At 58.8% G+C, this 7077-nt stretch carries 7 protein-coding genes and 1 pseudogene; 4 read left to right on the top strand and 4 right to left on the bottom strand.

The window, feature by feature from the left end; genetic code table 11:
* Positions 1-325, top strand: a 325-nt coding sequence (locus tag BM419_RS31000; RefSeq protein ID WP_139257183.1) for a transposase, incomplete at its 5' end; no start/stop codon positions are given.
* Positions 326-359: 34 nt separating this feature from the next.
* A complete protein-coding gene (locus BM419_RS30995; protein ID WP_091928712.1) occupies positions 360-641 on the top strand; it encodes a hypothetical protein in 282 nt (93 codons plus the stop codon).
* A 71-nt stretch (positions 642-712) separates the two neighbouring features.
* Here BM419_RS30995 and BM419_RS30990 read toward each other — a convergent pair whose 3' ends face one another.
* Both BM419_RS30990 and BM419_RS30985 read right to left on the bottom strand, forming a co-directional pair.
* A complete protein-coding gene (locus BM419_RS30990) occupies positions 713-1597 on the bottom strand; it encodes an FkbM family methyltransferase (RefSeq protein ID WP_175556427.1) in 885 nt (294 codons plus the stop codon).
* Positions 1598-1713: 116 nt separating this feature from the next.
* On the bottom strand, positions 1714-2787 hold the full coding sequence (locus BM419_RS30985; RefSeq protein WP_244540935.1) for an FkbM family methyltransferase: 1074 nt from the start codon (positions 2785-2787) through the stop codon (positions 1714-1716).
* Between the two features lie 286 nt (positions 2788-3073).
* Here BM419_RS30985 and BM419_RS32180 point away from each other — a divergent pair, with 286 nt between their 5' ends.
* Together BM419_RS32180 and BM419_RS32175 are read left to right on the top strand one after the other, a co-directional pair.
* Positions 3074-3838, top strand: a complete 765-nt coding sequence (locus BM419_RS32180) for a class I SAM-dependent methyltransferase (protein ID WP_139257182.1) — start codon at positions 3074-3076, stop codon at positions 3836-3838.
* Between the two features lie 370 nt (positions 3839-4208).
* Positions 4209-5858 (top strand): NosD domain-containing protein, encoded by a 1650-nt coding sequence (locus tag BM419_RS32175; RefSeq protein WP_139257181.1) that lies wholly within the window; start codon positions 4209-4211, stop codon positions 5856-5858.
* Between the two features lie 154 nt (positions 5859-6012).
* Here BM419_RS32175 and BM419_RS30970 read toward each other — a convergent pair.
* Positions 6013-6720 (bottom strand): annotated as a pseudogene (locus BM419_RS30970) (IS630 family transposase); the annotation flags it as partial.
* Positions 6719-7077, bottom strand: a 359-nt coding sequence (locus tag BM419_RS30965; RefSeq protein WP_139257180.1) for an integrase core domain-containing protein, incomplete at its 5' end; no start/stop codon positions are given. The pseudogene BM419_RS30970 and the gene BM419_RS30965, both read right to left, overlap by 2 nt.

Genomic DNA, 7077 nt, shown 5'->3' with positions numbered 1-7077 from the left:
CGGCAACGTGGCCGACATCACCATGGCGCTGCCGCTGCTGCAGGCTGTCGTGCCGCCCAAACGCCTGATCGCCGACAAAGCCTACGATGCGCAGAGCTTGAGGGATTGGCTCAAGAACCGCCGGGTGATCGCCACCATCCCGTCTACGGCCACCCGGACGGTGCCCTACAAGCACAGCCGGATCGCCTACCGGCGGCGCAATCGCATCGAACGCCTGTTCGGCCATCTCAAAAACTGGCGGCGCGTCGCGACCCGCTACGATCGCTTGGCCTGCAACTATCTCGCTGCCATCGCCCTCGTTTCCTGTGTCATCGCATGGACCTGAATGAGTCCCCTACCTAGTCCCGCTGACCGGCTTCATGAAGGAATGGTGGGGGTACAGGAAAGAGGTGCGGGCGGCCGAAGCGCTGAAGCCCGATGTCGCTCGCGACGTCGCGGCGGCGCCAGGCGCCGCGGTGTTCGACAGCATCGCTCTCGCGGACCTCGCCAAGGCGATCAACGGCCTCACGGCTGCCATCGTCGCGGACACAGCCTCTGAGGAGGCGCAGCACACCAGCCAGATGACGGCCGCCATCGCCCGATTCACCGAGGTCATGGACCGGTGGGAGGATGATCACGGCCGGCAACCCCGACGACGATGACCGCCACGTTTAGGCCGACAACCCCAGCCCGCCCGGCTCATCGCCGCGGCGGGCTTTTTCGTTTCGTCGCCTCAGCCCCAGATGTCCTGCGGCTTGAGGTGCATCTTCCGCTCGCTCGACCACATCGCGATGCTGACGACGTCGATGCCCTTGTTTTCGGCATCAGATACCGAAGCAGCGCCCTTCCCGTCAACTAGATAAAACGAATCGTAGCCGATGTTATTGAGGAACAATCGATAATCTGACCAATTCATGCTCGACATCGACCGGAGTTGTGCAAAGTTGATCTCTGACAGGATTACAGGTTTGTCTCTAGCGATAAGCTTCTCGCCGCCTCGGAAGACGCTCGGCTCTGCGCCCTCGACGTCTATCTTGATGAATGAGACTGGTTCAATGCTCAGATCGTCCAAGCGGACAGTAGAAATCCTATCTTGCTTAGTTGATGCGCCAGTCGTCTGCTTGGAAATCCAGGAATTGCCCGGGTTGCGATCGGTCGGACGCCAGGTGATGTATGCCTCACCGGAAACATCGCTTAGCGCCTTCTGGTAGAGAACAACATTTGTTGTCAGCTTATTCTGGGCTATGCTTTTACCCAAATATTCGTATGTCGTCGTCCTAGGCTCGAATGCATGAACGTGGCCATGGTCGCCAACCAAGCGAGCCATCATGATGGTGAACCAGCCAATGTTGGCGCCAATATCAAGAACTGTGTCGTTCGGCCTTACGATGCCGCGAACAAACCGGCTTTCGTTATATTCATAATTACTGAACAGGCACCCGCGAGAAACATAATCATCAGAAAGATCGACATAAATATAATCTGACGTTCCACTGATCTTAACCATTACCCATTTTTCGGTCGGGAATGCGCAAGTGTATCGAGTCATAAACTCTTCACTTGCTATCAACACCGAGATGAGTTCGTCGAAATCAGACAGCTTCTGAAACTGTTCCACCACGCTCGCGCTCTCGGGATTTCGCTTGAGTATCAATCGAAATCCACGATGTACCTCGTCGGAGGTCAACATTTCAGCGCCCCGTTAAGGTTTGAAATCAACAGGTCGTCCAACGCTCAGGAATCTTTATGAGAATTGAGCCGAGTGTTCCGCCAGCCCTGCACGCCATCGATGTACGTGAATGGAGTGGGGTCATTCAGGCGCAGCACGGCTGGCCTTTCCACTTCCAGCCTCCAGCCTGCGCTAAGAAGCGTCTGCATGAGCTGCCCTTCGATCTGCCGCGAGTGCGTGCCGATCATCATGTAGGCGATGCGCTCATTGAGCACGTCGAGGCACGAGCTGACGAGATCGTGCTCGCCGCCCTGGATATCGATGTGAAGGAGGTCGAGCTGACGGTGCTCGGCGACAACCTGATCCATCGGGACCATCGGCAGCGCATCGTGGGTGCCAGCCGCTACAGCCTTGTCGCGCTCGGCCTCGCTCGCTCCGAAGACCGGCTCAAGGCCGTAGTGGTCCCCGGGATTGGCTTGGCGCGGGAACAGGGCGATGCCCGATGTGGCCGCTGCTACACCTCGATGGATGGTGTAACGGGTGGGCGGAATATCGTTGTTCGCAAGCGTCTCCTGCGCGAAGCGGACATACGTTTCGTCCCCTTCCACGCCGATAACGTGTATGTCCAGTCCGGCATCCCGCGCGGCGACGCCGGCATTGGTCATCCAGCACCCCCAGCCGCAGCCGAGTTCCGCCATCGTGAAAGTGCCTTGAGCGAGGTCAATCGCACGCAGAACGGCGGCCCATTCGGCGACATCCGCATGCCAGCTTGCGATCAACGGCGCTGGCTCGACCTGTCCGGCTCGACCAGAAAGCACTTGAGGATTGACCTTCGGGTCAACTCGGACTCCGAGAAAGTTCGTTAAAAATCCAGCGTTCGGCTTCACATCCTTCTTTTTGTAGCGTTGAATGATTTCTGGTGCATTAAGAGTTGTGTTGTAGTGCGAGAAAACACTATTGTCGGTGCGTCGAATAAACTCCTCAGATTTGCCGATGGTCCGGATAACTTCCGAGGCGGTCGGAAGCGCAGCATGAAGAGCCAGTGTCTCTTCACTCTCGGGCTCTCTGGCGAGCATAACTTCGAAAGCTGTGACCACGCAGTCACGCATTTCTTGCTCGACAGCCTTTCGAAGATCCATCCGTGCTTCCCCTGCGCCGAGCGCGCCTTGACAAGGGGCGGCCGCCGCTTGCTTAGCTGCGCCCCGTTGACCCTTGGCAGTCAGGTCTGATTCAACCTCCAATCTCCTAGTCCGCGGCCGTGCGCAAGTGCCTGTCGTTGGCCCGGCCGCGGTGGGTCTGAATCAGGGTAGGCCGAGGGCGGTGGGTTAGAGTTATGAAGCAGGCGCATGATGCGGCACAATTCCATTATGGAATGCGCAAGCTTGCTTTCTAAGTTATAGATTTTCCGACACAGTGAGAGAGCCGATGCGTCATACCGTTCAAACCGCGAGTCAAATCAATAGAAACGATTGTCATTTTTATCATTCCATCTCTCTTCCTAATGGCGAGGAGTTGGTCGGTGATTGGGATATTCGAAAGACGTTCGACGATTATATCGGAGGTGTAGACGTTAAAGGCAAAACCGTTCTCGACGTTGGGACAGCTTCCGGAGTGATCGCTTTCGAAGTCGAGAAGCGCGGCGCTCTACGAGTTACCGCTCAAGATCTGCAAACCGGTCTTCTGGCTCCTCGCGTTCCGTTCCAAGAAAGTCTCTACTACAACGACTATCCCGCATGGGTTCGGCAGTTCGATGATCATTTGGTCAGGCTGCACAATAGTTTCTTATATGCGCACCACAAGCTGAGCTCGCGCGTTAATCCCGTGCTCGGCGACATCAAGGATCTACCTAGCCTCACGGAAAAGCATGACATCGTGATTGCCGGCGCGATTATCGAACATTTTTGTGATCCGGTTAGCGCGATTGGTCACATATCGAAAATGGCTAAGGAAACCATTATCCTAGCTTCTACGCCCGTCGTCTTTGAGGACAGAATGATGCTCTGTCCGATCAACGCATTCGACGATGCTCGGCATGACTACACGTGGTATCAGCCTTCAATCGGGCTGCTGAAGCGGCTGTTTGCGAACCTTGGCTTCCGGTTGTCGAGGGTCACTTATTCCCAGCAGCACGCCGTGTTCAATCACGAATGGGTCGAGAGACCGACGATCGTGGCGACGAGGGTGCGCTGATTTCCTTCTAATTCGGCTTCTGTTAGCCCACACTGCCCGCCCGGCTAACCGTCGTGGCGGGCTTTGCCGTTTAATCAACCATTCGGCTGCACCGCCGCGGCTTGGCAGACCTCCGGCCCGCCTTCGCTTCCCGCTGCGGTGAGATTTAGTGAAGCTTCGACCGTGCCTCATCCTGCCAAAATTTTTCCGTCCCGAGCGAGCTTCTTGGTTTGAACGCCACGGATGTTTGGATGTGCGGCCACCGCTCGAGCCTTGCCTCTTGAGGATCGAAATGGATCTCTGCAAGACTACAGCGTCATTCCTAGTGCTGCTCTCCAGCCCCGCGCTCGCCTACGACGCAACGAAGGCACCCCGGAACGTCTCGTCGGACATGGACCGAACCATCATCAACGGCCCGAGCTCGAGCGGTCCGGTTGATGGGATGAGCGTCACGCCGGCGGGTGGAGCGGAGACGCGCACGCTTTCGGGCTGGCTCGGCGATCTATCGGGAGCGCTGACTTACGTGCCGACGCTCGGCGCCAAGCTGACGCTAGCCCAATGGCTCGAGGTACCGGCGCGTCCGCAGTGGTGGAACGCCAAGTGTGACGGCGCCACTCTCGATACCACTGCGATGCGCAAGGCTGTTACCGGATCGGCCGCGGCAGGTTTAACGCTGCGTGTCACCGGAACATGCCTAACAGGCATGATTGACGTCCCGAGCAACGCTCGGATCGTTTCCGAACAGGCCGGCACTCTGAAGCTTTCCACACCAATTGGGCCGCTCCTGAGAATAGCGGCGGGTGCCAATGGTGTCGTCATTCGCGGAATGACTTTTGATGCGACCAGTCTAGATGCAGCGGACGTCGATGCCGCCGGCAATCGGGGCTTACCTGGCGCTGTCATCTATCAGACCCCAGGCATCGGCGGCGGCACGATCAGGATCGTCGACAACCGGTTCTTGGATATCTACGAAAAGACCCAGAGCATCAGTGCCATCATACTGAATGGCGCCATCTCATACGTTACGGGCAATTATGTTGCCGGCACCGGTGGTGATGCGCTGAACTTTAACGGCGGGTTCAACCACGTTTCTGGGAACGTTGTCGCCCGCTCCGGCGACGGGTGCATTGCGTTTAATAATGGCGCCCGCGGCGTCGTTACCGGCAACACGTTGATGAAATGCGAGCTGGGATTTGGCGCCGGCCCCGAGGGTAGCGCATTCGATGCCGACCAAGCTCAGTCGATGGTCTTCGCCAACAACACCGTTGAGGCATCGGATTATGGTGTCAACATGGGTTGGTTCCGCGTCGCAGGGCGGACCAGTCCGGTCAACTGGGTCGTGGCGAACAACGTCTTTCGAAACATTCGCAGCGTTGCCATCAATTATGATGGCCATGCCGCAGGGTTCGCGGCGAACGGTGCGGTCACTGGCAATGTCATTTGGCGCACAGGTGCGGCTACCTACAATGGAACCAAAGCAGCCACCCCGGTCGACATTCGCATCGTCAACGGGGGTGGCGTAACCGTTTCCTCGAACACGCTACGCGACAGCCTCGGCACCGGCCGCGCAGGTGGCATCTTCGCTCAAGGCTCGCCCAACATCGCGATCACGGGTAACAGCATTGCCCAGTCTGGGGCCAATCAATATGACAGCGGCATTTTTATTTATGACACGCAGTACTCCGCCGTCAGCGGCAATGTTATCAACGGCGCGCTGATCGGAATTAAATTGGACCAATCTGCGCTAGCCGATTACGTGTCCACTATCACGGGCAACACTCTGCTGACCATTCTGTACGCCGGCGTGTCCGTGGGCGGGGCTGGCGGCAGCTTCAACATCAACGGCAACACGATGATCTCGGTCGGCCCCGGGACACCGACGGCAGGAGTCGTCATCGACAAGGCCAACAATGACTTCTCGGTCCAGAACAACTTGATCCGGTGGAGATCGGGTGTGGCGATTAGCAACCCTGCCGGAAGGACCTGGGCCCGCTACTTGGTCGGCGGTAACAACACGGGCGGTGGCACGGTGCCGAACTGAGGCTTGATACCAACTCTCATACGAAGCGGCGTTGATTAAAAACGATAGGTTCACTCACGCAGACCGCTGGACATGATCTTCTGAGGCTGATCGATGAGCTGACTCCGAGAGCGTCCGGCGTTGCCGCCCCCATGCGACTTAGAGTTGTTCCCGGTCAGGTAGCGACGGCCAAGTCGTTCTCGTAGCCGGCTGCGGCGAGGTAGTTGCGGCACTCCTGCGGAGTGAAGCACGTGAATGCTTGACGGATCGCCGTCCAGAGATCCGGGATCGTGCGGGCGGCCGCGCTGCGTAGCAGTGCCTTCAGCTTTGCGAAGGCCTGCTGAGGGGTCCCCAATCGACCCGTCGATTGGGGCATCCCCTGATCGGGTTGAAATCAGGGCTGTAGGACGGGAGGTAGAGCAGCCGCGCTCCTGCGGCCTCGATCGCGTCCCGCACGCCTGCGACCTTGTGGGCTGGCAGGTTGTCCATCACGACGATGTCGCCCGGCTGCAGCGCCGGGACCAAGGTCTCGGTGACGTAGCTGCAAAAGCGCCTGCCGTTCGTGGGGCCGTCCAGCAGCGCGGTGGCGCACAGCCCACTGGCGCGCAGGGCGGCGGTGATGGTCGTGGTTTTGTAGTGCCCCTGCGGGGCTGCGAGCCGGCAGCGCTCACCGCGCGGGGCCCAACCATAGCGCCGGGCCATGTTGGTGGCAGCCGAAGTCTCGTCCAGGAACACCAGCCGATCCGGATCGAGCTCGGGCTGCGCCTCGAACCACGCCGCGCGCGCCGCTCTTACGTCTTCACGCTCCTGCTCAGCTGCGTACGTCGCCCCATTTCCAGCTGATCCCGTGGCGGGCAAAGAAGCGCGACAGGCCGCTCGTGCTAGGTGTATGGTCCCGGAATGTGGTGTGACGGATCGAGCCTGAAGCGTTTGGGCTCTTTGGTCCAGACCTGAAGGACATGCTCGTAGGGCGTGAGGCCGCGCAGGGTCTTCAGCCGACGGGCATGGTTGTAGGCGTCGACGAACAGCTGCAGGTGCGCCCGAAGCTGTTCGTGCGTGTCGTAGTGGTAGCGCTTGACCGTAGCGTCCTTGATGGTGCGGTTCATCCGCTCGACTTGACCGTTGGTCCAGGGATGGTTGGGTTTGGTCAGGCGATGCTCGATGCCGTGCTCATGGCAGACGCGGTCGAACATGTGCCGGCTGTAGAGGGCAGTCGGGCCTGAGCGGTTGCGCGGGGCAT

This window comes from Methylobacterium sp. yr668, from assembly GCF_900116245.1.
Lineage (GTDB): Bacteria > Pseudomonadota > Alphaproteobacteria > Rhizobiales > Beijerinckiaceae > Methylobacterium.
The sequence above is the reverse complement of the archived record's forward strand: the minus strand, read 5'-3'. Positions and strand labels throughout refer to the sequence as shown.

Bases quoted from the DNA above. Each gene is read 5' to 3' on its own strand.
- BM419_RS30985 (WP_244540935.1), bottom strand. From the start codon at position 2,787: ATGGATCTTCGAAAGGCTGTCGAGCAAGAAATGCGTGACTGCGTGGTC.
- BM419_RS30995 (WP_091928712.1), top strand. From the start codon at position 360: ATGAAGGAATGGTGGGGGTACAGGAAAGAGGTGCGGGCGGCCGAAGCG.
- BM419_RS32180 (WP_139257182.1), top strand. From the start codon at position 3,074: ATGCGTCATACCGTTCAAACCGCGAGTCAAATCAATAGAAACGATTGT.
- BM419_RS32175 (WP_139257181.1), top strand. From the start codon at position 4,209: ATGGACCGAACCATCATCAACGGCCCGAGCTCGAGCGGTCCGGTTGAT.